Below are 25,936 nucleotides of genomic sequence, written 5' to 3' on the forward strand. Positions count from 1 at the left end.
TACAACGTCGGGCTTGAACTAACCCCACGCGACCCGTTTGTTCAAGTTTTTCGCCCGGTCATCGCTTCCCTCTTCCACCCACCGTCATGATTCGCATCAACGAAAACTACACCAAGCTGAAGGCCTCCTACCTTTTCAGCGACATCGCCAAGCGCGTGAGCGCCTATGTCGCCGCCAATCCGGCGAAGCCCGTCATCCGGCTGGGCATCGGCGATGTGACCGAGCCGCTCCCTCCGGTGTGCGTGGAAGCGCTGCACGCAGCGACGGACGAGATGGCGAAACGCGGGACGTTCAAGGGCTACGGCCCTGAGCAGGGCTATGCGTTCCTGCGCGAGGCGGTCGCGCAGCACGACTACGCGGCACGCGGGTGCAAAATCGAGGCCGACGAGATCTTCATTTCCGACGGCTCGAAGTGCGATTGCGGCAACATCCAGGAGATCTTCGCGCAGGACATCCGGCTCGCGATTCCCGATCCCGTGTATCCGGTTTACGTCGACACCAACGTCATGGCGGGCCGCACCGGCGCCAGCATCGACGGCCGCTACCAGGGCATCACTTATCTCGAGAGCACGCCGGCCAACGGCTACGTGCCATCGGTCCCGAATGTGGCGACCGATCTGATTTATCTCTGCTTCCCGAACAATCCGACCGGCGCCGTTGCCACCAAGGCGCAGCTCGAGGCCTGGGTCGCCTACGCGAAGAAGAACAAGGCCGTCATCCTCTTCGACTCGGCCTACGAGGCCTACATCCGGAATCCCGCGATTCCCCACTCCATCTATGAGATCGAGGGCGCCCGCGACGTCGCGATCGAGTTCCGCAGCTTCTCCAAGACCGCCGGCTTCACCGGCACACGCTGCGCGTACACCGTGATCCCGAAGAGCCTCATGGCCTACGACGCGGCGGGCAACGCGCACCCGCTCCACGCGCTCTGGAATCGCCGGCACACGACGAAGTTCAACGGCGTCGCGTATCCGATCCAGAAAGCAGCGGCGGCAATCTTCACCGACGCGGGCAAGCAGCAGACGAGCGACCTGATCAACTTCTACCTCGCCAACGCGAAGCTCATTCGCGACGCGATGACCAAGCTGGGCTTCTCCTGCATCGGCGGCGACAACGCCCCGTACATCTGGGTGAACACCGGACGCGACTCGTGGGCGTTCTTCGACACGCTGCTCGAGAAGGCTCAGGTCGTCTGCACGCCCGGCGCGGGCTTCGGGAAGTGCGGCGAGGGCCACGTGCGGATCAGCGCTTTCAACTCGCGCGAGAACGTCGAGACCGCGCTCACGCGGATCGCGGCGGCGTTGAAGTAGGACCAATCGCCCTTTGCCTTTGGACTTTAGCCGTGGCTACGAGCGATGGGTATAAGACCAGGCGCCCAGGTTCTCGAACTTAACCGCGGATTGCGCGGATTATGCGGTTAAAGAAGTTATCCGCGTTATCTGCGAAATCCGCGGTCGATGGGCTTGGCTGCTTGGGCCGCACGCCGGTGGCAAACGACGCTTTCGAAACACGCCGGCTCAGCCTCGCCCCGCTTACTTCTTCACTGCCGCGGCGATCTCCGCGCTGAGTGCGGCGACTGCATTGCTCAGTTGCGCAGCGAGCGAGGCCTCGGTCTTGCCGTCCCAGCGCAAATCGGCGGGATGAAAATTGCCCGTGGCCACCGGCGCGGTTTTTGCGTCGCTCCGGCTCACTTCCCACGTGGCGCGAAATTCGACGGCGCCGCTTGCGCTGCCCTCCGCGGCCAGCACGCGCACGGCCACATCGTAGGCTGGTGTCACAGACCGATCGCGGCGTCCGCCCGCCATGACGACCGAACCCGCCGCGCCGCGCGCCAGCAGGCCTTCGCGCAAAATCCGGCCGATGCCCTGCTCCAGCGGCTCGCCCCAGCGCGCGTAGTCGCGAAATTCAATCTCGTTGTCACCGCGGCGCACGATGATGGGCCGGCCGCGCAGATAACTGGCCAGCTCAATCGGACGAATCTGCACCACGGGCGCGTTGGCCTGCGGCGCGGCGTCGGCGGCGGGCGCCGACAGCAGATAGTACCGCGTGGCGTCGACCGGGGCCTTCGGTAGAATTGAGCAACCGGTCAAACTCCCGGCCAGCACGAGGGCGCCGATCCAAGGCAAGGCCCGGCGAACACGCGTGGTCATCGGGAAACGGTCCGGGCTGGCCGGCAGGGAGTGAGTCGCCATCGGAGTTACTCGGGCCGCTTGCGGCCGACGATCAGCGCGTTGGGATTGCGTTCAAGAAATTCCGCGAGGCGCGACACCGACGCGGCCGCGTCGCCGAGCTGCTGCAGCGCCACGGTGACTTCGTCGCCGAGCGCCGCGTTGCCCGCAAAAAACTTCTGCGTGGCGGCGGCCGCCGCATCGAACGTCTGCATGGCCGCGCGGGCCTCCTTGAGCGTGGCCGCGAGGGCCTGGCTGCTGGGCTCGATCTGCGAGTCGAGGCGCGCGATCGTTTTCCGCAGATCCGTCATCGCGCCGTTCAGGTTGACGAGCACCTGCTTGATTTCCGGGCTGCTGGCGACGGCTTCCACCTGGGCGCCGGTGCGCTTCCATTGTTCGACCGTGCCTTTGAGATCGAGGCCCGCGAGCTGCTTCCGGCCGTCGGCGAGCAGGCCCTTGATCTCGCGCGACAGCCCGTCGAAATCGATCTTCTTCACGTTCGCGAGAATCTCCGTGGCGCTGGCCTGGAACTCTGACACCACCGAGCGCACCCAAGGCACGACCACGTAGCGCGGGTCCGTCAGCTTGGGATCGGCCGGGTATTCCTTCGGATCCTTGAAATCGAGTTCCACGTACAGCAGACCCGTCGCGAGGCCGAGCGTGCCGAGCTGTGCGCGCAGGCCGCGATCTATCATGGTCTGCAGCTCCGCGCGGCTCGCAACGTCGATGACCACGCCCTTGTTGTCGGTGACGACGTCGCGGCTGAATTCGCACACGACGGCGACGACGGAGCGGTTGTTCTGTTGATCGTAGCGGATGTTCAGCGTGGCCACGCGACCCACGCGCACGCCGCGGAGCTTGACCGGCGAGCCGGCGTCGAGGCCGTGAATCGATTCGTCGAAGTAGACGAGGAACCGCTGCGGCTTGGAAAAGAAACTCATCCCGCCAAACGAGAGCAGCGCAATGATCCCCAGGGCAAACGCCCCGATCACGAAGGCTCCGACAAACGCTGGGCTGATCTTCGTCTTCACAGAGCGTGGGCGCGGGGAGAGTGATTCGAATCCATGGAAGGGAGGGCCGGGACGGCAGCGTCCGGCTTCATAGTGGGTTCATTCTGCACGTTCTGTCTAACCTGAACACGTCGGTTGAAAGGTGAAGGGTGAAAGTGGAACGACGCGGAAGACGGTCCGACTGCCCGTCTTCGCACGATGCGCCCGCCGCCCGAGGTTGTCGTCCACTAAACGACAAACTGACCGCACGGCGGGCGCTGGGCTCCGTCCCACTTTCGCCTTTCAACGTTTCGACCTCCGACCCTCGACCTTCCACGGCCTCGACCCGGCCCGGCTAAGTCAGAGTGTCGGTCCGGCGTAGAAACTCCGACACCCGCGGGTCGCGACTGTTCAGGGCCAACTCGCGGGGCGGGCCTTCCGCAATGATCCCCTTGGCCGCGCGTTCCAGCATGATGACGCGATCGGCGATGCTGAAAATCGAAGCCAGCTCGTGCGACACGACGACGATCGTGGTGCCAAACGTCTCGCGAATCTGCAGGACCAGTTCGTCGAGCTTGCGTGACGTCACCGGATCGAGGCCGGCGGACGGTTCGTCGAAAAACACGATCTCCGGATCGAGCGCGAGCGCGCGCGCGAGGCCCGCGCGCTTCTTCATGCCGCCGCTGATTTCCGCGGGATAATGATCCTCGAAGCCGGTGAGTCCCACCTGCGCCAGCTTGAGGGTGGCGATTTCGTTGATCTCCCGCTTGGAGAGGCTCGTGTATTCCTCGAGGGGCAGCGCCACGTTCTGCCGCACGGTCAGCGACGACCACAGCGCGCCACTTTGAAAAAGCATCCCGAATGTCCGCAGCCGCTCGCGGCGCGCCGCGACGTCGTTCAGGCCGAGTTCGTGGCCGAAGAACTTCACCGTCCCGCCGCGCGGTGGGTTGAGCCCCACCATGTGCCGCAGCAACGTGCTCTTGCCGCAGCCGGAACCGCCGATGATGAAAAAGATCTCGCCGCGCCGGACCGTGAAGGAGACGTTTTCGAGGATGGCTTCGCCGTCGTAGCCGCAGATCAGATCCACGACCTCGATGGCGGGAGCCGTGCTGGTGGCGGCGTTCATGGCGTCGCGCCTCCGACCGGGATTCGTCCGCTCCGTCGCGCGCTGCCGGTGATGTGGCCTGCGTTCACCATCCGAGAATGTTGAAGACGACCGCGAAGATCGCGTCGGCGACGATGATGAGCAGGATGGCGGTCACGACGGCGGACGTCGCCGCCTGGCCCACGCCGACGGCGCTGCGCTCCGATTGGAGGCCGCGCAGGCACCCGGCGAGTCCAATGATGAAGCCGAACGTGGTGCCCTTGATGATCCCGACGAAGAGGTCCGACAGATCGACGATGGTGAGCATCTCGATCCAATAGGCCGTCGGTGAAATCGACAGCAACCCGAGCGCGACCGCCATCCCGCCGAGGATACCGAGCGCGTTGGCGTAGAGCGTCAGCAGCGGCATCATCAACAGCAGGGCGAGCATGCGGGGCAGGACCAGGAAATGCACCGCCGAGATGCCGAGGGTTTCCAGGGCGTCGATTTCCTCGTTCGCCTTCATGTTGCCGAGCGTCGCGGCAAACGCCGCGCCCGTGCGCCCGGCCAGCACGACTGCGGTCATGACCGCGCCCATTTCCCGCACCATCGAGAGGCCGATCAGATCCGCGATGAAGATGTCACCGCCGTACTGCCGCAGCACGATCGCACCCGTGTAGGCAAGCGTCACGCCAACGAGAAAGCTGATCAGGCTGACGATCGGCAGGGCCATCGCGCCGCACTGCTGCATTTCGCTGATGCAATCGCCCCAGCGGAACCGGTGCGGTGAGCGCGCGAATTGCACCGCGCTGATCACGAAGTCGCCGACGAACCGCGAGAACTCGCGCACCTTCCGCCAGGAGTCCTGCGTGGCAAGCCCGATCGAGGCGAGAAAGGTGACCGAGCGATCGAACGGCACGCTCGATTCGTGCGAGCCGAGCAACTGCGACAGCAGCATCCGGATTTTTTCCGGCAGCGCCCCGGTGTCGCACATCACGCCCGTCGCGCGACTCCACTCGCGCATCTCGAAGAGGAACAGCAGCAGCGAGGTGTCCCACTTCGTGACGTCGTCAACGCGCACCCGCACGCGCGCCGGCTTGCGATCGCCGAGCAGGCGGCTCCACGACGGTCGCGGGGAGGTGATCTGCCAGGTCCCGCCGAGGGCGACGTCGAGCCCGCCGTCGATCTCCATCGCGGTGGCGCTCGCTTCCCCGGTTTCCAGGCTCGCTGACATCGCAGCACTTCACTCGTGACAGTGCTCCGCGCCAAACCAATTCTCTCCCGCTTCATGCCGCGCTTCGCCACCCTCCTGCTCGATCTCGATGGCACTCTCGTGGACGCGTTCACGACCATTCATCGCAGCTACGTCCACATCCTGCCCACGTTCGGCCGCCCGGCACCCACGATGGAGCAGGTGCGGCGCGCCGTCGGCGGCGGGCTCGAGAACGCGATGCGAAACTTCCTGCCCGACGAACTGATCGCGGACGCAGTGAAGGCGCACGTCGCGTACACCGATCGGATCCTGCTCGAGGACGTGACACTGCTGCCGGGCGCAAAGGAACTCATCGCCGCGCAGCGCGCGGCGGGCGCGACCGTGGCCGTGTTCACCAACAAGCGCGGCGATCACGCGCGGAAGATCTGCGCGCATCTCGGCCTCACCCGCAGCCTCGCCGGCATCTTCGGCGCGGGCGATACGCCGTGGCTGAAGCCGCAGCCGCAGTTCGCGGCGCACGTGCTGACGCAACTCAAGGCGGACGCTGCGACGACGATGCTCGTCGGCGATTCGCCCTTCGATGTGCAGGCGGCGCACAACGGCGGGTTCGTCTGCTGGGCGGTGACGACCGGCACGCATGACGCCGCGCAGCTCCGCACCGCGCGCGCCGAGGCGGTGTTTCCCGATTTGATCGCGTTGCAGGCGAGCTTGGTCTCGGGCTGAGACCGGACGTCTTTCCGCTTTCCCCGCACGCCCCGGCCCGCCAAGGTGCGGACACGGACTCCACTCCGCCCCGATGACGCTCACCCCGATCGACTGGATTATCATTCTGATTTACCTCGGCGGCTGCATGGCCGCGGGGTTGTGGATGCGGCGCTACGTGCGCGGCGTGCAGGACTTCGCGGTCGCCGGGCGCGAGATGGACGTCAACCTCGGCATTGCATCGCTCGCGGCGACGGAGCTCGGCCTTGTGACGATCATGTACACGGCGCAGCTGGGCTACGAAAAGGGTTTCGCCGGCGCGGCGATCGGCCTGCTCATGTGGGCGGCAATCTGGCTCGTGGGCCGCACGGGCTTCGTGATCGGTCCGCTGCGCACCGCGGGTGTGATGACCATTCCGGAACTGTTCGAGAAACGCTTCAGTCCGCGCGTGCGCTGGCTCGCGGGGCTCTTTGTCGTCCTCGGCGGCCTGCTCAACATGGGCATCTTCCTGCGCCTTGGCGGCGAGTTTCTCGTCTACGCCACCGGCATTCCCCCGCAGTGGCTCGAGTGGGTCATGACGGCGTTGCTCGGCCTCGTGCTCGTTTACACCGCGCTCGGCGGCATGCTGTCGGTCCTCATCACCGACTACCTGCAATTCCTCGTCATGGGCGTCGGCATTGTGGTGACGTCCGTGCTGGTGATCCTGCACGTCGGCTGGGGCAATCTGCTCGACGGTCTGAATGCCGCGTGGGCCACCGGCGGTGCCGTGGGCGCCAAGGAAGGACTCGTCGCCCACCCGTTCAATCCGCTGCACAGCTCCAGCTTCGGCTGGGGTTATCTCGTCTGGCAGTTCGCGTTTCAGATCGCGTGTGCGACGACCTGGCAGACGCAGATCAGCCGGGTGCTCGCAGCCCGCGACGCCGCGACGGCCAAGACAATGTATCGCCGCACGTCGTTCTACTTTGTGGGTCGTTTTCTGCTGCCGGGGCTCTGGGGCGCGGCGGCGTTCGTATGGTTCAGCCAGCACGGCGGGCTGCCGAAGGATCTGACCTCGCTGACCGCGATGCCCAACTACCTCAGCCTCGTGCTGCCGGCGGGCGTCATCGGGATTGTCGTCGCCGCGATGCTCGCAGCCGAGATGTCCACGGATAGCGGATACATGCTTACCTGGGCCACGGTAATCTACAACGACATCGTCACGCCCTGCCTGAAGAAGCCGCTTTCGCCCAAAGGCGAGCTCCGGCTCACGCGCGGTCTGGTTCTGGGCATCGCCGTTTTTCTGCTGTTCTACGGCTTGTGGTATGAGCTGCCGGGCAACGCCTGGGATTATCTCGCGGTCACGGGCAACATCTACCTCGCGAGTGTCTTCACGCTGCTCGTCGCCGGGCTTTACTGGCCCCGCGCGAACTCCACCGGTGCCGCGGCGGCCCTCGTGCTCGGCGCGGTCGGTCCCATCGTGTTTCTCATCCTGGGCAAGACCTACAGCATTCCGCCCGAAGTCGCCGGCGCCTCGTCGTTCCTCCTCGCCGGCGTCGGCATGGTGGTCGGCTCGCTCCTCTCCGCCCCGCCCGCTCCGCGCTCCGCCTCCGTCTCCGCGTCATGAATACCGTCCTCATCTGGTTCTGGTCCGCGCTCATCTTCGCCTCGATCGCGTGGTACGGCTTTCTGGTGTTTTATGTCGGCATCAAGGCGGGACGCGAAGTCCGCGAGCTGACGCGCACGCTCTCCAAGAAAGAGTAACGTCGCGGCCGCACACCGCCGTCGGCCGGGACGCTGCCAGCGGTCACGGGCCCGGCTCGTGCGCCTTGGCCACCTCGAGCGCCAGCGCCTCCAGAGAAAGCCAGATGTCGCGGAGAAACGCGACCAGTGCGGCGATCAGCAAGAGGATGCTGGCCATGAAAATCACCACGAGGCCCAGGCCGAATTCCCGCCGCTCCGACGCGTCGATGAAAATGGCGAGCACGAGCAGGCAGGAGCTCAGCATGCTGAGCGCGGCGTAGGTCACGGCCCGGCGCATGAGCTGGGCGCGCCGCCACAGAATCGCGAGCTGGCTCTCAAGATGGGCCCGGTGTTCCGCCGGCCCGTGCCGCAGGTCGCCGGCGAGCGAGCGCGTGCGATCGACGACGCGGCCCAGGCGATTGGTCAGCGTAAGCATGAGCGCACCGACGCCCGACAACAGAATGACCGGCGTAATCGCCGTCTGGATGACGTTCAGGAAGCCGCTCGAGGTGTCCGGTACCACCCGGGCAGACTGCCGCCCGCGTGGTGCCGGGCGCAATCTCGGTTTCCCATCCGGTTTGGGTACGTCCGTGGCTTGTTCCGGGCGACGGCGGCGCTAGACCGACATCATACTGAAAAGAGTGAAGAGAGAAGAGCTCCCGCGAATCACGCGAACCGACGCGAATTTTTGAGGCAAAATGAGATCCGTCCGCTCCCGACTACGCTCACCGCCGGATGAGGGCTTGCTCTTGTTTGATCTCATTCGCGTCCATGGGCGTGATTCGCGGGCAGCTGAGTTGTTTCAGCTAAAAGGAGCCACGCTCCCGCTTCGGCTTCACTTTTTCCGCCCGGTGTCCATCCGTGTTCCGTTGTGGTGAAACTTTCCTCTGCTCAGCCCGCGGCGACGCTCACGGGCGTCGTCGAACGGATCATCTTTCTCAACGAGGAAAACCACTACACGATCGCGGAGTTCCGGCCGGACGCGCCCGCCCGGGCCACTGGCAGCGTCGAACCCAAGACGCGGCCGGAACTCGTGACGATCGTCGGCCCGCTCCCGGGCGTGGAATGCGGCGAGACCTTGCACCTCGCCGGTGAATGGACGCGTCACGCCCAGCACGGCGCGCAGTTCAAGATCGCGACCTTCAAGAGTGAACTGCCCGCGAGCGTGTATGGGATCCGGAAATACCTCGGCAGCGGCCTCGTGCCGGGCATCGGCAAGGTGTACGCGAACAAGATCGTGGATGCGTTCGGCACCGACACCTTTCGGGTGCTGAGCGAGGAGTCGGGCCGGCTGCGCGACGTCGAGGGCATCGGCAAAAAACGCGCCAGCGCCATCAAGGTCGCCTGGGACGCCAAACGCACCGAGCGCGAGCTGTATATCTTTCTCCAGACCTACGGCGTCACGCCGTCACAGTGCATCAAGCTGGTGAAACAGTACGGTGGCGAGGCCAAGGCCATCCTGACCACGCAGCCGTACCGGGTCGCCCGCGAAATCGACGGCATCGGCTTCAAGACCGCGGATCGCATCGCCATCAACCTCGGCTTCGCCAACGACGCACCGCCGCGACTCGACGCCGGCCTGCTCTACGCGTTGGAAATCCTGCAGGAGGACGGTCACACCGCCTACGGCGAAAATGAGCTCCGCGACTACACGGCGAATTTGTTGGAAACCGATTCGAAGCTGGTCGAAGCCCGCATCGCCGCGCTCGTCGAAACGAAGGCCATCGTGCGGCACGACCTGGGACCGCGACCGCCCCCGGTCGCTTCGGAACATGCCACCGAGGGCGGTCACGGTCCCAGCCTGATTCAGCTGCCGCACAACGATCGGGCCGAACAGAAAATCGCCGCCACCGTGGCGCGCTTGGTCCGTGTCGCCAGTGGGCTACCGCCGATCAAAGTCGACGCCGCCGTCCAATGGGCGGAGCAAAAGGCAGGTTTCGTGTTTCACGAACTGCAGCGCACGGCGGTGCGATCGGCGCTCACGAGCAAGCTCTCGATCCTCACCGGTGGTCCGGGGACCGGCAAAACGACGATCCTGCGCGCCCTCGTCGAGATTCTGAAGGCGAAGAAAGTCCGCGTGCACCTCGCCGCCCCAACCGGCCGCGCGGCGCAACGACTCTCCGAGACGACCGGCGGCTACGCCTCGACCATTCACCGGTTGCTCAAGTTCGACGCCGCGAAGGGCGGTTTCACCGCCAACGAGCACACGCCGCTGTCGACCGACTTTCTCATCGTGGACGAGGCCTCGATGCTCGACACCCGGCTCGCCGCTGCGCTGCTGCAGGCCGTGCCCTCGCGTGCGCACCTGCTCCTGGTCGGCGACACGGATCAGTTACCCAGCGTCGGGGCTGGCAACGTACTGAAGGACTTGATCGCGTGCAGCGGCGCGCAGGGCGCCGACGCTCCCGCCGTGCCCACGACGCGCCTGTCGGTGATCTATCGGCAACAGGGCCAGAGCCTGATCGTGACGACCGCGCACGCGATCAACGCCGGCGATCCGTCGCTGCCCCCGGTGATCGCCGAGGTGTCGGGCGCGCAGGTCTGGTCGGATCTCAACTTCGTCGCGGCCAGCGACGCGGAGGACTGCATCCGCAAGGTGCAGCAGCTCGTGACTGAGTTCATTCCGCGCATGCTCAAATGGCCGCACCCGGTGAACGACGTGCAGATTCTGGCGCCGATGCACAAGGGCGTAGCCGGCGTCGGGAATCTGAACGCCCAGCTGCAGGCGACGCTGAATGGCCACACCAAGGGACTGAGGGCGGCCGGCGGAGAATTTCGCCCCGGCGACAAGGTCATCCAGCTGCGCAACGACTACGACAAAAACCTCTTCAACGGCGACATCGGGACCGTGGTGGCCGTCGATCCCGAGGCCGGCACGCTCCAGGCGGATTTCGACGGCGACCGGCATGAGTTCGACCGCGGCGACACCGGCAATCTCGCGCTCGCCTACGCCATCAGCATCCACAAGTCGCAGGGCAGCGAGTACCCCGTCGTGATCGTGCCGCTGCTCAAGGCCCACTTCATGATGCTGCAACGCAACCTGCTCTATACCGCCATCACCCGGGGAAAGAAAAAGGTGTTCATCGTCGGCGAGCCCGCCGCCTACGTGATGGCCGTGCGCAACAGCGAGTCGAAGCAGCGCGTGACGCACCTGCAGCAACGGATCACTCCCCTGATGCCGCACTCCGCAGGATCACCGCCGCGATAACTGGCAACTTTTCCGGCACGATTACGGGATAGTGTCGGATTACTTGACGCTCCTGCGTCGAAAGGAGCTTCCTGTCTGCGCTGTCAGAATTTCTAAGTGCGCCACCCCGCGTCTCCTACATCGCACCACACCTGAAAGCACCTAGAGTGGCACAAGGCATGCGAACGAAGGCTCAAGCGCATGAAAACCATTCCCTCTCTCGTCCTTGTCGCCTCCGCGCTCTTTGCCGTCTCCTCCGTTCAAGCGGCTGCGGTGGCGTTTGCCAGCCGTGCTTCGTTCGTTTCAACCTATCCCGGGGCATCGGTCGAGAATTGGGACTCCTACGTCGTCGGTACGACCGTCGCTAATGGGGCCTCGCTCGGCGGAATCACCTACAATTCCAGCACGGGGATCTCGATCGTCACGTCACAGTTCCTGACATCGACGGGCGCGAACGGACTCGGCCGCACGCCGACGGAGTTTTTTGACGTGGCCGACCAGATCACGTTCACCTTCGGCAGCGCGCTGACGGCCTTCGGCATCGATATCAACACGTTCGCGACGGCCAATGGCGCCTATTCGCTGACCACGAACACCGGTGAGGTCATCGCCAGTGTGTTTGATCCGTTCCCCGTTGGCGGCACGGGCCAGTTTGCCGGCTTTGTGAGCAACGTGGCTTTCACCTCTGTCACCGTGAAGTCGCTGTCCGACGTCTATTCCCTCGATACCCTCCGCTTCGTGACCGCCAACGTCGGCAGCCGGACGCCCGACGGCGGGTTTACGTTCGCACTCCTCGGTTCGGCGCTCGTCGGGTTGTTCGCCTTGCGTCGCCGCTTGGCCTGAGTCGGTAGGATTAGGGTCGGACGGCCGACACAGCGGAGAGATCCACTCCCGAAATCCGTACTGGAACCATTGCCCTGACGAATCCGCCAGCTGTCGGCAATCTGTGGCGGCCCCCCGGCCAAGCGTCCGACGCTCTAATACTTCGGAATCTATCGGCTTTGGGATAGCACATTGGCGCATACTCAGCTAAGGCAACGCCTGCTGTGTCCTCGCCGTTGCCCCAGTCACACGCAGATCGTGGCGCCCGGGCTTTTGCCACCACCCGATGGACGGTTGTCTTGACGGCAGGCGGTTCGACTTCCGCCGATAGTGCGGCCGCCCTCGAGCAGCTGTGCCGCGCCTATTGGTATCCGCTCTACTTTCACGCGCGGGGCCGGGGACTTTCGCCCCACGATGCGGAAGACCTGATCCAGTCGTTCTTCGCTTTCCTGCTGGAGAAGGCTGTCATCGCGCGCGCCGACCGCGAACGCGGACGGTTTCGCACGTTCCTCCTGAGCGCGCTGGAAAATTTTCACGCCAACGCCCGGGCACGCGCGGGGAGCCTCAAGCGGGGCGGCGGCACGGTCATCGTCTCGTTCGATGAATTCCAGGCCGAGGCGCGTTATCAGCACGAACCGAGCACCACGCTGACTCCGGAGCGGCTGTTCGATCAGAAGTGGGCGGCAAGCCTGCTCGAACAGGTTCTTCAAATCCTGCGGCAGGAATACACGGCGGCGGGCAAGGGTCCACTCTTCGATGACTTGCGCAGCGTGCTGTGGGGCGGTCGGGGCGAGGCCAGTCACGCCGATCTGGCCCGCAAGCTCGGCTCCACGGAAGGGGCGGTCCGGGTCGCGGTCCACCGTCTCCGCCTCCGTTTCAAGGAATGCCTGCAGGCCGAGGTGGCCCACACCGTCGTCAATCCGGACGACGTCAACGATGAGCTTCGGCACCTGCTCGACGCACTGAGCGTGTAACAACGGCACGATTTTCCGTTAGGACAGGCTGGCTACCCCCTTCACCCATGACGCCGACGCACGTCTGCCAGACTTGCGGTTCCACCCGCACAACCGCGGCCAATGATGGCTTCTGCACCGCCTGCATGTTGCGCAGCGCGTTGATCGACACCGATCCCGACACCACCGTCATCATGACGAGCGCCCTCAAGCTGCCGCGCCCCTTCGGGGCCTACGAACTGGAAACGGAAATCGCGCGGGGCGGGATGGGCGTCGTGTACAAGGCCCGGCAATCCCGCCTCAATCGCACGGTAGCGCTCAAAGTGCTGATCTCGGGAGCGTACTCGAGCGAGTCGCTGCTCCGCCGCTTCCAAACCGAGGCCGAGTCGGCCGCGGCGCTGCAACATCCGGGTATCGTCGCGATCCACGAGTTCGGCGAATGGGACAACCAGCCCTACTATACGATGGACTACGTCGAGGGACGTAACCTTTCCGAGGTGGCCGGAGGCCTGCCCCTCGATCCCACCCGCGCGGCACGCTACCTCCACGCCATCGCCGAAGCCGTCTATTTTGCGCACGAACGCGGCATCCTGCATCGCGACTTGAAGCCTTCCAACGTGCTCATCGACCGGGACGACAAGCCGCGGGTCGCGGACTTCGGTCTGGCAAAGCGGCTTCGCGGCGGGTCGGACGCTACCCTGGCGGGACAAATGCTCGGGTCGCCCAACTACGCGTCACCGGAACAGGCCGCCGGGCGGCAGCAGGACGTCGGGGTGACGAGCGACGTGTATTCGCTCGGTGCAATCCTCTACACCCTGCTCACGGGACGGCCTGTGTTTCTCGGCAACACGGTGGAGGAAACCCTGCGGCTTGTCTTCAACGCAGAGCCCGTCGCCCCGCGGGACATCAACCGCACAGTGCCTCGCGATCTCGAGACGATCTCCCTGAAGTGCCTCGAGAAAGATCCCGCTCGCCGGTATGCTTCTGCGCGGGTGTTGGCGGAGGAATTGCAGCGTTTCCTCCAAGGTCAGCCGATCCTGGCGCGACCCGTCTCGCCCCCCGAACAACTCTGGCGCTGGGGCCGGCGGCATCCGACGTTTGCGGCGCTCGCTGCCACCGTCGTCCTGGCCCTCACGGCCACGTCCGTCATCTTCTATACGTCGGCCCGGCGCATCGAACATGCCCGAGCCAAGGAACAGATCGCGCTGCGCGAAGCTCAGGACGACCTTTACGCCGCCAACATGCTGGTGGCCTCGTTCGGTTTCACCGCCGCCGCCGGTTACGATCCCAAATCGCTCCGCCACTCCCTCGACCGCACGCGGCCGAAAACCGATGGGCGGGACGTCCGCGGTTTCGAGTGGCGTCACTTCTGGTACCGCGGGCAGTCTGACGCCCTCGCGACGTTGCGCGGCCACGATCACATGGTGACCGCGGCGCTGTTTTCTCCCGACGGCAACCGCGTGGCCACCCACAGCCACGACCGCAGTCTGAAATTTTGGGAGCCGACGAGCGGACGGGAAACCCACAGCGTCCCGGACGTGGCCCAGGCAGGCGGCTTCACGCCCGACGGACAGGAATTCGTCTTCAGCCGGCCGGACCAATCCCTCTGGCAATTCGATCTGCGCACGCGGGAACTGAAACAGGTCCTCGCGCCCACGGGACAACTGATCGCGCTCCATCCTGACGGACGGCAGGCAGTCATCGTTGGCTCCAACGGCCGGCCGGAATTGCGCTCCCTCGGCGCGCCTGGTCCGCAGGAAAAAGGCGCGCCGTTGCCACTGGAAGCGTGCTCCGCGATGGCCGCGGACGGGCGCACCGCCGCGGTCGCAGGGCCCCATTTGGAGGGCGCCATAGTCGTCGTCGATCTTGGAACGAATCGCGAGGTGGCAGTCCTGCGGGATCCTCGACCGGTGACCGGCTTGGCGCTCTCGCCTGACGGGACGTGCCTAGTCTCAGCCAGCTTCGACGGCGTGCTGAAAATCTGGCGGGTGAGCGACGGAAAAATGGAACGGGCGCTCAAGGCGTTTCTCGATCCCGTGTGGGCCCTCGCGTTTTCCGCCGACGGCCAGTCCTTCGCCGCCGGCGGCAACAACCGTGAAGTGGGCATCTGGTCCGCCTCGTCGTGGTCCAGGACGGAGCGCCTTTTCGGTCACGAAAGCACCCTGCACTCCCTCGCGTTCTCGCCCGACGGCCAGCGCCTGGTGAGCGGCGCGGAGGATGAACTCGCGCACATCTGGCCAGCCAAGGCGCGGCGACTCCCGGACGAGAAACTGAAGCTGCTGCGCGGACCCGGACCGGCTGACCGCACGCCCGGCATCGCGTTCTCACCCGATAGCAAACGCTTCGCGGGCACGGCAGCCGACGGTACGATCACAATCTGGCGCACCGACACCATGGAAAGCGTGGCGACATTTCCGAGCGATGTGAGATCGGTGGCTTTTTCACCCGACGGGGAATCGCTGCTGAGCGAAGACTTCCACGGCGTGGTGCAACGCTGGTCAGTGCAGGGAGCGCCGCAGGCGCACGCCCCGTCCGCATCCCCGAGCCTGGTCAACTGGCAGGTCGGGCCTCTCACGCCGAAAGAGCGTGTCGCGCTGGTGGCCGAACAGCGCGAGACGCGCGCGCAACGCCGGCTCTGTGAAATTCCCAGCGCGCGCGACGGGATCAACGCCGGCAAGATGCTTTCCACGCACACGATCGCACTGACCCCTGACGGTCAGACGATGTTCGTCGGTCTGCCCGACGGCATGATTCAAGTCTGGAACGTCGAGACCCGGTTACCCCGCTTCACTTTCAGGGCGCACAAGCTCGGTGTCACGGCGCTCGCGGTCTCGGAGGACGGTCGCTACCTCGCGACCGGGAGCATGGACAACACGACCAAGCTGATCGACGCCGCCACGGGCGACACCCTGGCCACCTTCAACGCTCACAACCGGCCGGTCTGGGCTGTCGCCTTTTCCCCCGATGGCCAGACCCTGGCGGCCGGCAGTTGCGACAAGGTAATCATCCTCTGCAGCGTGCCGCTGCGGCGCCACGTCTCGAACCTGCCGCTCTATGCAGGCTTGCCGGAAGGCTACGAACAGGAGGTGCGGCTCATGCGGTTTTCACCCGACGGCAACATTCTCGCCGCCGCCCTGGGCGACGGCACGCTGCGTTTCTTCCGCGCCGCACCCTTCAGTCAGACAGACGCCGAAGCTGCGCCCGACTCCGCAAGACTGGCGCTGCGCCCGTAGGGCCAATCCGGTTACGCGCGCGCGGGCCCCGAGCGCGCGTGTGGCGGTCGACGGAAATGCGCTCGCCGACGACGGGGCGAAGAAATTCCGCCGGCCCGTGTAACATTTCGACCTGGTTCCGTTAGAACCCAGGTAAGCCACACCCCGTCTCGGCTCACCCGCGACCGGACCCTCGGCTTCGTTCCCACCCGATCGCGAAAACAACCCCTGCCCGTCATGCACGTCCTCCCAGCTCACACCCGCACTCTGTCACGCGTTCTCATCGCCGGGCTTTTCATCCGCATTCTCGGCCTCGGCGTATCCGCCGACGTCGTCACCGATTGGAACGCCACCCTCGAGTCGGCCTTGCGGAATCCAACGCCTTCGCCCGCCGTTCAGGTCCGGGCCTCCGCCATCGTCCACGGCGCGATCTTTGACGCCGTCAACGGCATCGCCCGCAAATACGCTCCCTTGCGCGTCACCGATCCAGCGCCTCCCGGCGCGCGCGCCGAGGCCGCCGCCGCGCAGGCCGCCTACACCACGCTGCTCAGTCTCTTTCCGACGAAGCAGGCACTCTTCGACACGCAGCTCGCCGCTTCGCTCGCGCAGATTCCCGGCAGCGAAGGCAACAGCCAGTCGATCGCGTCGGGTCGCGCCTGGGGTGAAACCGTCGCGCAACAAATCCTGGCCTGGCGCGCGAACGACGGCTTCTCGCAGGTGCTGACGTACACCGGCAGCAGCGCGGCCGGCTACTGGCGTCACGCCCCGCTGGCCGCCGCGCCCGCCGGGGGTTTGAGCATGACCGTGACCACCCCGTTTGCGCTTACGAATCCCGCGGCGTTCGAGCCGGGCCCGCCCTACGGCAACGCCGATCGCGCCGCGGCCATGGCCACGGCCGCGTACGCCGCCGATGTGAATGAGGTTAAGGCGAAAGGCGGCACCGTCAGCACGGTCCGCACGGCAGCGCAGGCGATTCTCGCGCAGTTCATCAACGTCGCCGACGGCGTCGACATCAACACGTACGTACGCCAAGCGCTGCCCGCAAACGCCCGGCTGGTGGACAACGCCCGCACGTTCGCGCTGCTCAACATCGCGGCGAACGACGCGACGATCGTGTGCTTTCAATCCAAATACAAATACGGTCTCTGGCGCCCGCTGCAGGCGATTCCGTTCGCGGACGAGGACGGCAACGTCGCGACCGCGCCGGATTCAGCCTGGGTGCCGCTCGGGGCCACGCCGTCGCACCCCGAGTTTTTGTCGGGGCACGCGATTGTCTCCTCAGCCATGCTAGCGGTGGCCGCCGCGATTCTCGGCGATGACACGACCTTCACGCTGACCACGACGAATCCCGGGGCGCCGGCGATCACACCGGTGTTCACCAGCTTCAGCGCCTACTCGGACGCCATCGTCGAGGCGCGAATCAACATCGGTTTCCATTTCCGCACGGCCTGCACGCTCGGCCAGTCGATCGGCTACGCGGTCGCGGGGCAAATCGTGCGTAGCGCATTGCTGCCGCAGGCCGGAAGCGGCCTCGTGAATCTCGCTCTGCGCGGCCGCGCCGGCACCGGCGCCGATACGCTCGTCGCCGGATTCGTGGTCGGGGCGGGATCCCGCCAGGTCCTGATTCGCGGCGTCGGTCCCGCGCTCGCCGGTTACGGCGTGACGGCCGCACTCGCCGATCCTCGGATCGTTATCTATGATGGCGCCGGCCGCACGGTCGCAGAAAACGACAACTGGTCTTCCGGCGGAGCCGCCGCAAGTGCGGCGTTGACGACAGCCAGCGGACGCGCGGGCGCCTTTCCCCTCGCCGCCAACTCTCTCGACGCCGCCCTGCTCACGACGCTGTCGCCGGGCGCCTATTCGGTGCACGTCAGCAGCACCACGTCCGCCAGCGGGATCGCCCTGATCGAAGCCTACGAAGTGCCTTAACCCTCCGGGCTGAACCCGCCGCCGAACCACCGCCGCGGGTCGCGTTTCGCCCTCAGCCCAACCCAACCGTCCCATGACCCCACGCTCCGAAACCATCTATCTCATCACGATCCTCGTGACGCTCTGGATCGTCCTGCCCTTGATTCCGGCGATTCTTCTCTACCGTCTGTTTCCGCAGTCGAAAGTCACCGCGGAGGGCGTCGTCAGCAACTGGAAGATTCGCGCCACCGGTGCGTTTGGCGGCTACCTGGCTGTCTTCGCTCCCGGTTATCACCCGATCAACCTGGGGATCTCTTCAGTCCTCAGTCCGATCTCATGCGTGTGGGAAATCTCAGCCAATGTGGAACTCAAGGATAGTAACGGGAAGTCCGTCCCTGTGATTAACCGACCGCCACTCGTTGTGACCTTAGAACCCGACGGGGTCGCCAAGAGCAGTCAGTTCGTCCAGGTCAAAATCCCCTCGTTGGGGCCGGATCTTCCCCGTTCCATCGTGACGATTGAATCGCCGAAGTTCGGTCGGGAGGCGATCAATCTGGACGATCCCGCCGTGCGTGAACGCATCGAGATTCAAGGCACGAAGGTTCGTTTCAAACAACCGATCGTCATCGCCCAGGAAGGCGACGGAAAGCTGTACGTTGACAAGACTTACCTCGAGCCCTCGTCCCAATGAAGCCGCTCTTCCGCTCCATCTTCGCTGCACTTGGATCGCTTTGCATCGTGGCCTCGTCCGCGGCGACCGATCTGCGCGGCCGGGTCGACGGACTTCACCGCTATTCGCCGACCGCGTTTCCGGTGGCACGAATGCAGGTGGCCATCTGGACCGCGGTCGCGCCGCCTGCCCAACCTCGGCTCGTCGCGTCCGCCACCACGGGCCAGGATGGCATGTATGCCCTGCGCGGCATTGCCCCCGGCAGCTATGTGATCATCGCCAACAATCTCCGCTACCCCATCACGGTGAGACCGGGACAGTGGCAGGACATCCCGCCAATTCTGATTCGGTACTAGTGCGATCCTCCCGCTCGCGCTCGCGGCTGCACCCGCCGGCGCGGGCGCCCATTTGCGATTCCGGCGATGCCATGCAGCTTGGGCTTTCATGCGCGCTCAACTCGTTCACTCACCGGGTGAGGTCGGAGTCACCGGCATCGCGGCCCATGATTCCAAACCCGACGATCGCCAGCTGCTGGATGCCTACTCGGAGAGTGTGGCCAGCGCCGTCGATCGCGCGAGCCCGGCTGTCATTCATCTCGAAGTGCGCGGCAGTCCCGAGTCCGCCGAACGGAATCCGGAAGCCCCGGTCGGCAGCGGTTCGGGTTTCTTCATTTCGCCCGACGGCTATGCGCTGACCAACAGCCACGTCGTCCACGGCGCCCGCGACATCAATGTCGTCCTCGCCGACGGCCGGCGGCTGCGGGCGGATCTGATCGGCGACGATCCCGACACGGATCTCGCGGTCGTGCGGGTGAACGCCGCAGACGCGGCGCATCTCGAACTCGCCGACTCGGATCGCATCAAGCCGGGCCAGATCGCCGTCGCCATCGGCAGTCCGATGGGGTTCCAGCAAACGGTCACCGCGGGCATCGTCAGCGCCGTCGGCCGTTCCCTCCGCGCGCAATCCGGCCGAACCATCGACAACGTCATCCAGACTGATGCCGCGCTCAACCCGGGTAATTCCGGCGGGCCGCTGATCGACACCCGGGGCCGCGTCATCGGCGTCAATACCGCCATCATCCGCCCCGCCCAAGGCATCTGTTTCGCCATCGCCAGCAACATCGCCTACTGGGTCGCCGGCTGGCTCATCAAGGAAGGCCGCGTCCGGCGCAGCTTCATCGGCGTGGCAGGCCAGACGGTGCCGCTGCTCCGGAGACTCGTCCTGGCCTACCGACTCGCAGCCGGGAGCGGAGTACGGGTGGCGGGAGTGGAGCCCGGCAGTCCCGCCGCCCGGGCCAGCATGCGCGAGGGCGACGTCATCGTGGCGTTCGACCACCTTGACACGCCCCGAATCGAAGCCCTGCATCGCACGCTCACGGCCGATCGGATCGGCCGGGCGGCGGAAGTACGGGTGCTGCGAGGCGTCGAGTTGCTCACACTCGCCGTCACGCCGCTGGAGTGGCCCGTGACCTGACGTCCCGGCACTCCCGCCCGATTTCATCCCACGTCCTCTCCCGACCCGCACACCGTCTACCACTGTTCGCCGCAAACGGCTTGGCGTCGGGTCCGGCGCCACCCACAGTGGCCGCCAGCGTAGCGCCGCCTTCCCCGCGGCGTAGTGTCCATCGTCTCGATTTCCCTTCACCATGCATCGCTTCGTCCTCTGCGCCCTGCTCCTCGCCGCGCCCGTTTTCAGCGCCACCCAGCCGCCCGCGAGCGTGCCGGGTTTCACGTTCGTCAAGACCGTCGGCGACATCTCCGAATACACGCTCGATTCCAACGGCCTCTCGGTCCTGCTGCAGCCGGAACATTCGAGTCCGACGCTGACCTTCATGGTCACGTATCGCGTGGGCTCGCGCAACGAGGTGACCGGCACGACGGGCGCGACGCATCTGCTCGAGCATCTGATGTTCAAGGGCAGCCCGAGTTTCAACGACGCGAAGGGCAACAGCGTGAAACAGTTCCTCGAGCGCATCGGCGGACTCTACAACGCCACGACTTGGCTGGATCGCACCAACTACTACGCGAACATCGGCCGCAGCCATCTCGAATCCTACATGGCGATTGAGTCGGATCGCATGCGCAACCTCTGGCTCCGGGAGGAGGATCGCCGGCCGGAAATGACCGTCGTTCGCAATGAATTCGAACGCGGCGAAAACTCGCCGTTCCAGGCGTTGATCAAGGAAATCTTCCAGTCGGCCTTCGTCGCTCACCCCTATCACCACAGCACGATCGGCTGGCGCAGCGACATCGAGAAGGTGTCGATCGAGAAGCTGAAGGAGTTTTACGACACCTTCTACTGGCCCGACAACGCCACCGCCTCACTCATCGGCGACTTCGAACCCGCCGCGGCGCTCGAGTTGGTCAAAAAATATTACGGCGCCTTCCCGCGCGCGCCGAAGCCGATTCCCCAAGTCTACACGGAAGAGCCCGAGCAGACCGGCCCGCGCCGCGTCACCGTCAAACGCCCCGGCCAGCTCGGCGTCGTCGCCATCGGTCACCGCGTCCCCGCTGCCACGCACGCCGACTATCCGGCCTACGCGCTGCTCACCGCCATCCTCACCGACGGCAAGAACAGCCGCATGTACAAGGCGATCACGGACAAAAACATTTCGACCGGGGTGCAGGCGTTCATGGGCTTCAACCGCGATCCGTCGATGCACATCATCTTTGTGCCGCTCGCGCCCGGTTCGAAACACGAGGACGCCGAGAAGATCGCCGTTGAGGAACTCGAACGCCTGAAGCAGGACGGCGTGAGCGACGCGGAGTTGAAATCCGCGATCGCGAAGACGCTCGCCGACGCCGCGTTTCAACGCGACGGCTCGTTCGCCATCGCCGGCAACCTGAACGAGTGCATCGCCGCGGGCGACTGGACGCTCTTCTACCGCATTGAGGAAGCCACGCGCAAGGTCACGGCCGCCGACGTCCAGCGCGTCGCGAAACAGTACCTCAACGTCGATCAAAGCACGACCGGTTGGTTCATTCCCACCACGCCCGGCGGCGGCGCACCCGCCGCGAAAAAGCCTGCCCTGCAGGAAAACGCCAAGGTCAGCGACGGCCCCTATTTCTACCGCACGCCCGGCGAAGACTTCTCGGCGCTCGAGGCCCAACCCGGCACCGGCGCCACCTCCGCTGCCGGCGGCGGCGCGGCCGCGCCCACCAACATTGCCGCCAAGGCCGTGCGCGCCAAAATCGCCGGCATCGACGTCATCGCGTATCCGACTGGTGTGAAGAACGTGGTGACGCTACGCGGTTCGCTGCCCGCCGGCGATGCGTTTGCCGGCAATGGCAATCCGGCCATTCCGACGCTCACGGGCATGTTGCTCGACGAAGGCACGACGCAGAAGGACAAGTTCGCCATCGCGGAGATGCTCGAGCGTGTCGGCGCCACGATCAGTTTCAATGTCTCGACGCAGACCGTCGACATCAGCGCCAAGTGCCTCAAGCCCGACGCCCCGCTCGTCATCGGGCTGATTGCCGAACAGCTGCGCACCCCGGCCCTCTCGGCCGAACAGTTCGAGAAGGCCAAGAAACAGTTTGCCGGCATGCTCCAGCGGCAGCTCGAAGACACGAACTTCCGCGCGGGCGACGCCTTCCGCCGTTCCATCTACCCGGTCGGTCATCCCAATCGCTCACCCGCCCCCGAGGAACTCCTCGCCGCCATCGAGTCCGCGAAACTCGAGGACGTCGTCGCGTTTCACAAGAGTCACTTCGGCCCGGCGCACCTGACGCTCGTCGCGGTCGGCGACCTCGATGTGCCGCAGTTGCACCGCGAAATCGAAAAATCCTTCGCCGGCTGGACCGGCGGTTCGGCGATCATCCGCGCCGCCAAAGCCACGGGCACCGATGCGTCGCGCAACCAGGACGTCGTCGTCCCGGGCAAGACCAGCGTGTCGGTCGTGATGGGCCAGGCCAGCGGTCTCAAGTACAGCGATCCCGACTACCAGGCCGTGCGCGTCGCCACCGCGATTCTCGGCAGCGGCTTCACCGGGCGGTTGATGGCCAACGTGCGCGACAAGGAAGGGCTGACCTACGGCATCGGTTCCTCGCTCGCCGGCGACACCTTCAACGACGGGGCCTGGTCCATCACGGCGACGTTCGCACCCGGGCTGCTCGACAAGGGCATCGCGTCCGCCCGCAACCAGCTCACGCGCTGGTACGACGAGGGCGTCACGCCGGAAGAAGTCGAACGCACGAAGACCAATCTCATCGGGCAGTTCGAAATCGGCACGGCCACAACCGACGGACTCGCCGGCACGATCCTGGCAACGGTGCACCGCGGTTACGATCTCACGTGGCTCGATCGCTACCAGCCGACGCTCAAGGCGCTCACGCCGGAGCAGGTCAACGCGGCCGTGAAAAAGCACCTCCGTCCGGGCGACCTCTATATCATCAAAGCGGGTACGCTGTTCAGCGCCGAGAAGGCCAAATAGTCGGGCCCGCGTCCTGCTCCACTGGCGCAGTTACCCGCGCCCCCTTTCCGACCATGATTCGACTGAACCGTCTGTTTGTCGTCCCGTTCCTCGCGCTCGCCCTTTCCGCCGCCGATCGACCCGCGGTCGAGGGCTTCAGCTTCGTGCAGCAATCCGGGGCCATCGCGGAGTACAAGCTCGCGGCCAACGATCTCAACGTCCTCCTCCTCGAGGATCATTCGGCGCCGGTGCTGACGTTCATGGTCACGTACCGCGTCGGCTCGCGCAACGAGGTCACCGGCACGACCGGAGCCACGCATCTGCTCGAGCACCTGATGTTCAAGGGGAGCAAAAATTTCCACCCCGGCATCGGCAAGGGTTTCGACACGTTGATGGACAGCATCGGCGGCATCAACAACGCCACGACCTGGCTCGATCGCACGAACTACTACGAGAACCTGCCGAGCGATCACCTGGAGCTCGCCGTCCAGCTCGAGGCGGATCGGATGCGGAACCTGCTCCTGCGCGAAGAGGACCGCCAGCCGGAGATGACCGTCGTGCGCAATGAATTCGAGCGCGACGAAAACGATCCGGCGTCGGCCCTCGACAAGGAAGTCGGCGCCGTGGCGTTCATCGCGCACCCGTATCATCATCCGACGATCGGCTGGCGATCCGACATCGAGAAGGTGACGATCGAGAAGCTCCGCGAGTTCTACGACACGTTCTACTGGCCGAACAACGCCACGATCACCGTCATCGGCGACTTCAAGCCCGCGACCGCGCTGCAGTTGATCAAGCAGTACTTCGGCGCCATCCCGCGTTCTCCACACCCGATTCCCCAGGTGTACACGGTGGAGCCCGCCCAGACCGGCGCGCGCCGCGTCACGGTTCGCCGACCCGGCGAAGTCGGCGTCGTGCAGATCGCGTTCAAGGTCCCGCGCGCCCTGCATGCCGACCACCCCGCGCTCGAAGTGCTCGCCTCCGTGCTGAGCGACGGCAAGACGAGCCGGCTCTACCGCGCGCTCATCGATCCGAATCTCGCGATCAGCGCCGACGCCTCGAAGGGCTTCTTTCACGACGACACGCTCTTCAACGCGTCCGTGACGCTCGCGCCCTCGGTCACGCACGAGCAGGCGGAAAAGACGCTCCTCGCCGAAATCGAGAAAGTGAAAAAGGACGGCGTCGCTCCCGCTGAAGTGGAACGCGCGATCAACAAGCTGCTCGCCGGCCTCGCGTATCGTCGCGACGGCTCGTTCGCCATTGCCGGTCAAATCAACGAGTCCATCGCTGTCGGCGACTGGACCTATTACTATCGCCTGTTGGAACAGCTCCGCACCGTCACCGCCGCCGACGTCCAGCGGGTGGCGAAAGCCTATCTCAACGAAGCCCAGAGCACGACCGGCTGGTTCATCCCGCAGGAAGAGTCGCCCGGAAGCGCCGGCGTCCCGCCTGCCGGAGCAAGCAAGCGGGCTGACACCCTCACCTCCGCCGCCAACGGCCCGCACTATTACCGCGATCCCGCCGCGCCGCGCACCGGCACGCCGCTCGCCCGTGACGCCGGGCCCGTCACCGCCGGCTCCGGCGCGGTCGCCAGTGGTGAAACCAAAATCGCCGCCAACGTCCGGCGACGCAACGTGGCCGGCGTGGATGTGGTCACGCTCAAGACCTCGATTCAGGACGTCGTGACGCTCCGTGGCGTCGTGGGCGCGGGCGATGTGTTCAATCCGCCGGGCAACTCCGCCATCGCGGACCTCACGGCCGGCATGCTCGACAAGGGCACCACGAAACGGGACAAGTTCGCCGTGGCCGCGCTGCTCGAGCAGGCCGGCGCCACCGTCTCGTTCAGCACGAGCAGTCACACCCTGAATTTTTCCGGCAAGACCCTGCGCAAGGATCTGTCGCTCGTCCTCGGACTCATCGCCGAGCAACTGCGCACGCCGCGCTTCGATCCCGAGGAGTTTGCCAAGTTGAAGAAACAGATGATCGGCCGGCACAAGCGGCAGATGGAGGACACGGACTACCGGGCCGGGGGCGCGTTCGCTCGCGCGGTGTTTCCCGCGGGGCACCCGAATCGCCCGCCGACCGACGAAAAGTATCTTGCCGACATCGAAGCCGCCACGCTCGAGCAGTTGCAGGCATTCCATGCCGCAAACTACGGTCCGGCGATGGCCCAACTGGTGGCGGTCGGCGACGTCGATGACGCCGTGATTGATCGCACCCTCGGCGAGGCGCTGGCCGGATGGAAGGGCGGACGCACCCTGCCGGTCGCAGCGAAAGCCGGCGCGCCCGTCGCCGCGCGGATCGAACGCGTGCAGATGCCCGGCAAGACCAGCGTATCCATTGTCATCGGACAACCCTCCGGCCTGCAGTACAAGGACTCGAACTACCAGTCGCTGAACATGGCGACCGCGGTGCTTGGCAGCGGTTTTTTCTCCGCGCGGCTCCTCGACATCATCCGCAACCGCGAAGGCCTGACGTACGGCATCGGCGCCAGCCTCGGATCCGACACCTACGCCGATGGCGCGTGGTCCATTCAAGCCACGTTTGCGCCCGAGCTGTTGGAAAAGGGCCTCGCCTCCACGGTACGGGAGTTACGGCGCTTCCACGCGGAAGGCCTCAGCGCCGCGGAACTCGCGACCTTCAAGACCACGCTCACCGGTTCCTACAAGGTGGCGCTCTCGACGACCGGCGGGATGGCGGGAGCACTGCTGAACGCCTTGCAGCGCGGCTACGATGCAACCTGGCTCGACGAGTACCCGCGCCGACTGCAGGCGCTCACCCTCGCCGAGGTCAATGCCGCGATCAAAACCTTCGTCCGTCCGGACACCATGATCACGCTCATGGCGGGGACGCTGCCGCCGGAGCCGGTAAAATAATCTCAGGCGGGGCGATTTGTGC

At 65.5% G+C, this 25,936-nt stretch carries 19 protein-coding genes; 14 read left to right on the forward strand and 5 right to left on the reverse strand.

What is annotated here, in order from left to right:
- Positions 1-86 precede the first annotated feature (86 nt).
- Positions 87-1,310, forward strand: a complete 1,224-nt coding sequence (locus tag ACLJEU_RS24395) for an LL-diaminopimelate aminotransferase (protein ID WP_414661398.1) — start codon at positions 87-89, stop codon at positions 1,308-1,310.
- A gap of 222 nt (positions 1,311-1,532) precedes the next feature.
- Here ACLJEU_RS24395 and ACLJEU_RS24400 read toward each other — a convergent pair whose 3' ends face one another.
- The 4 genes from ACLJEU_RS24400 to ACLJEU_RS24415 all read right to left on the reverse strand — a co-directional run bounded on the left by ACLJEU_RS24400 (position 1,533) and on the right by ACLJEU_RS24415 (position 5,475).
- Complete coding sequence (locus tag ACLJEU_RS24400) at positions 1,533-2,150, reverse strand: PqiC family protein (protein WP_414661397.1); 618 nt, start codon at positions 2,148-2,150, stop codon at positions 1,533-1,535.
- A gap of 47 nt (positions 2,151-2,197) precedes the next feature.
- Positions 2,198-3,199: an MlaD family protein gene (locus ACLJEU_RS24405; protein WP_414661396.1), complete on the reverse strand. Its 1,002-nt coding sequence runs from the start codon at positions 3,197-3,199 to the stop codon at positions 2,198-2,200.
- A gap of 313 nt (positions 3,200-3,512) precedes the next feature.
- Positions 3,513-4,283, reverse strand: coding sequence for an ABC transporter ATP-binding protein (locus tag ACLJEU_RS24410; RefSeq protein ID WP_414661395.1), 771 nt, complete (start codon positions 4,281-4,283; stop codon positions 3,513-3,515).
- A 64-nt stretch (positions 4,284-4,347) separates the two neighbouring features.
- Positions 4,348-5,475, reverse strand: a complete 1,128-nt coding sequence (locus ACLJEU_RS24415; protein ID WP_414661394.1) for an MlaE family ABC transporter permease — start codon at positions 5,473-5,475, stop codon at positions 4,348-4,350.
- A gap of 54 nt (positions 5,476-5,529) precedes the next feature.
- Between ACLJEU_RS24415 and ACLJEU_RS24420 the strand changes: the two genes are divergently transcribed.
- The 3 genes from ACLJEU_RS24420 to ACLJEU_RS24430 all read left to right on the forward strand — a co-directional run bounded on the left by ACLJEU_RS24420 (position 5,530) and on the right by ACLJEU_RS24430 (position 7,896).
- Positions 5,530-6,177 carry an HAD family hydrolase gene (locus ACLJEU_RS24420; protein WP_414661393.1) on the forward strand — a complete coding sequence of 216 codons (648 nt, stop codon included), beginning with the start codon at positions 5,530-5,532 and terminating at the stop codon, positions 6,175-6,177.
- A gap of 73 nt (positions 6,178-6,250) precedes the next feature.
- The gene (locus ACLJEU_RS24425; protein WP_414661392.1) at positions 6,251-7,759 is read left to right on the forward strand and encodes a sodium:solute symporter family protein; all 1,509 of its coding nucleotides are present in this window, start codon (positions 6,251-6,253) and stop codon (positions 7,757-7,759) included.
- Positions 7,756-7,896, forward strand: coding sequence for a hypothetical protein (locus tag ACLJEU_RS24430; protein ID WP_414661391.1), 141 nt, complete (start codon positions 7,756-7,758; stop codon positions 7,894-7,896). Before ACLJEU_RS24425 ends, ACLJEU_RS24430 begins: the two co-directional genes overlap by 4 nt.
- A 43-nt stretch (positions 7,897-7,939) precedes the next feature.
- Here ACLJEU_RS24430 and ACLJEU_RS24435 read toward each other — a convergent pair whose 3' ends face one another.
- Positions 7,940-8,398, reverse strand: a complete 459-nt coding sequence (locus ACLJEU_RS24435) for a DUF2721 domain-containing protein (protein WP_414661390.1) — start codon at positions 8,396-8,398, stop codon at positions 7,940-7,942.
- Between the two features lie 351 nt (positions 8,399-8,749).
- On the opposite strand from ACLJEU_RS24435, the gene recD2 reads away from it, so the two are divergent.
- The 10 genes from recD2 to ACLJEU_RS24485 all read left to right on the forward strand — a co-directional run bounded on the left by recD2 (position 8,750) and on the right by ACLJEU_RS24485 (position 25,914).
- A complete protein-coding gene (gene recD2, locus ACLJEU_RS24440) occupies positions 8,750-11,083 on the forward strand; it encodes an SF1B family DNA helicase RecD2 (protein WP_414661389.1) in 2,334 nt (777 codons plus the stop codon).
- Positions 11,084-11,263: 180 nt separating this feature from the next.
- A complete protein-coding gene (locus tag ACLJEU_RS24445) occupies positions 11,264-11,905 on the forward strand; it encodes a hypothetical protein (RefSeq protein ID WP_414661388.1) in 642 nt (213 codons plus the stop codon).
- Between the two features lie 278 nt (positions 11,906-12,183).
- Positions 12,184-12,858 carry an RNA polymerase sigma factor gene (locus ACLJEU_RS24450; protein WP_414661387.1) on the forward strand — a complete coding sequence of 225 codons (675 nt, stop codon included), beginning with the start codon at positions 12,184-12,186 and terminating at the stop codon, positions 12,856-12,858.
- 47 nt (positions 12,859-12,905) lie between these two features.
- A complete protein-coding gene (locus tag ACLJEU_RS24455) occupies positions 12,906-16,070 on the forward strand; it encodes a protein kinase domain-containing protein (RefSeq protein WP_414661386.1) in 3,165 nt (1,054 codons plus the stop codon).
- A gap of 216 nt (positions 16,071-16,286) precedes the next feature.
- Positions 16,287-17,978 carry a vanadium-dependent haloperoxidase gene (locus tag ACLJEU_RS24460; protein ID WP_414661385.1) on the forward strand — a complete coding sequence of 564 codons (1,692 nt, stop codon included), beginning with the start codon at positions 16,287-16,289 and terminating at the stop codon, positions 17,976-17,978.
- 73 nt (positions 17,979-18,051) lie between these two features.
- A complete protein-coding gene (locus ACLJEU_RS24465; RefSeq protein ID WP_414661384.1) occupies positions 18,052-18,648 on the forward strand; it encodes a single stranded DNA-binding domain-containing protein in 597 nt (198 codons plus the stop codon).
- A complete protein-coding gene (locus ACLJEU_RS24470; RefSeq protein ID WP_414661383.1) occupies positions 18,645-18,983 on the forward strand; it encodes a peptidase associated/transthyretin-like domain-containing protein in 339 nt (112 codons plus the stop codon). Before ACLJEU_RS24465 ends, ACLJEU_RS24470 begins: the two co-directional genes overlap by 4 nt.
- Positions 18,984-19,071: 88 nt before the next feature.
- Complete coding sequence (locus ACLJEU_RS24475) at positions 19,072-20,100, forward strand: S1C family serine protease (RefSeq protein ID WP_414661382.1); 1,029 nt, start codon at positions 19,072-19,074, stop codon at positions 20,098-20,100.
- Between the two features lie 172 nt (positions 20,101-20,272).
- Positions 20,273-23,059: a M16 family metallopeptidase gene (locus tag ACLJEU_RS24480; protein WP_414661381.1), complete on the forward strand. Its 2,787-nt coding sequence runs from the start codon at positions 20,273-20,275 to the stop codon at positions 23,057-23,059.
- A 53-nt stretch (positions 23,060-23,112) separates the two neighbouring features.
- Positions 23,113-25,914, forward strand: coding sequence for a M16 family metallopeptidase (locus ACLJEU_RS24485; protein ID WP_414661380.1), 2,802 nt, complete (start codon positions 23,113-23,115; stop codon positions 25,912-25,914).
- Positions 25,915-25,936: the final 22 nt, after the last annotated feature.

The sequence above is a fragment of the Terrisphaera buseokensis genome, from assembly GCF_047521145.2.
Classification (GTDB): Bacteria; Verrucomicrobiota; Verrucomicrobiia; order Opitutales; family Opitutaceae; genus ER46.

Bases quoted from the DNA above. Each gene is read 5' to 3' on its own strand.
- ACLJEU_RS24395 (WP_414661398.1), top strand. From the start codon at position 87: ATGATTCGCATCAACGAAAACTACACCAAGCTGAAGGCCTCCTACCTT.
- ACLJEU_RS24400 (WP_414661397.1), bottom strand. From the start codon at position 2,150: ATGACCACGCGTGTTCGCCGGGCCTTGCCTTGGATCGGCGCCCTCGTG.
- ACLJEU_RS24410 (WP_414661395.1), bottom strand. From the start codon at position 4,283: ATGAACGCCGCCACCAGCACGGCTCCCGCCATCGAGGTCGTGGATCTG.
- ACLJEU_RS24415 (WP_414661394.1), bottom strand. From the start codon at position 5,475: ATGTCAGCGAGCCTGGAAACCGGGGAAGCGAGCGCCACCGCGATGGAG.
- ACLJEU_RS24420 (WP_414661393.1), top strand. From the start codon at position 5,530: ATGCCGCGCTTCGCCACCCTCCTGCTCGATCTCGATGGCACTCTCGTG.
- ACLJEU_RS24425 (WP_414661392.1), top strand. From the start codon at position 6,251: ATGACGCTCACCCCGATCGACTGGATTATCATTCTGATTTACCTCGGC.
- ACLJEU_RS24430 (WP_414661391.1), top strand. From the start codon at position 7,756: ATGAATACCGTCCTCATCTGGTTCTGGTCCGCGCTCATCTTCGCCTCG.
- ACLJEU_RS24445 (WP_414661388.1), top strand. From the start codon at position 11,264: ATGAAAACCATTCCCTCTCTCGTCCTTGTCGCCTCCGCGCTCTTTGCC.
- ACLJEU_RS24455 (WP_414661386.1), top strand. From the start codon at position 12,906: ATGACGCCGACGCACGTCTGCCAGACTTGCGGTTCCACCCGCACAACC.
- ACLJEU_RS24460 (WP_414661385.1), top strand. From the start codon at position 16,287: ATGCACGTCCTCCCAGCTCACACCCGCACTCTGTCACGCGTTCTCATC.
- ACLJEU_RS24465 (WP_414661384.1), top strand. From the start codon at position 18,052: ATGACCCCACGCTCCGAAACCATCTATCTCATCACGATCCTCGTGACG.
- ACLJEU_RS24470 (WP_414661383.1), top strand. From the start codon at position 18,645: ATGAAGCCGCTCTTCCGCTCCATCTTCGCTGCACTTGGATCGCTTTGC.
- ACLJEU_RS24475 (WP_414661382.1), top strand. From the start codon at position 19,072: ATGCGCGCTCAACTCGTTCACTCACCGGGTGAGGTCGGAGTCACCGGC.
- ACLJEU_RS24480 (WP_414661381.1), top strand. From the start codon at position 20,273: ATGCATCGCTTCGTCCTCTGCGCCCTGCTCCTCGCCGCGCCCGTTTTC.
- ACLJEU_RS24485 (WP_414661380.1), top strand. From the start codon at position 23,113: ATGATTCGACTGAACCGTCTGTTTGTCGTCCCGTTCCTCGCGCTCGCC.